The following is a 228-nucleotide window of genomic DNA, read 5'->3' as shown; positions in this document are numbered from 1 at the left end:
GCACAAGGCACAGGCAGCAAACCATCTGTACCATCGCCAGCAGCGCGGCGCGGCCGGGGTCATAGTCGTAACTGAGCGCCTGGTAAATTGCCAGTTCGATGGTGGTGGCCTGCGGGCCGCCGCCGAGTGAAAGCACGGTGGCAAAACTGGCGAAACAGAGCATAAAGATCAGAGCCACAACCGGCGGGATCTGACGACGCAGCCACGGCCATTCGACCAGGCGGAAGA

At 61.8% G+C, this 228-nt stretch carries 1 pseudogene; it reads right to left on the bottom strand.

Going from position 1 to position 228, the window contains the following annotated elements:
- A pseudogene (gene thiP, locus ACPYOI_RS37385) lies at positions 1-228 on the bottom strand (thiamine/thiamine pyrophosphate ABC transporter permease ThiP); the annotation flags it as partial.

Source organism: Rhizobium sp. SVR5-2C (genome assembly GCF_056755115.1).
Note: the sequence above shows the minus strand (reverse complement) of the source record. Positions and strands in the feature narration are given on the sequence as shown.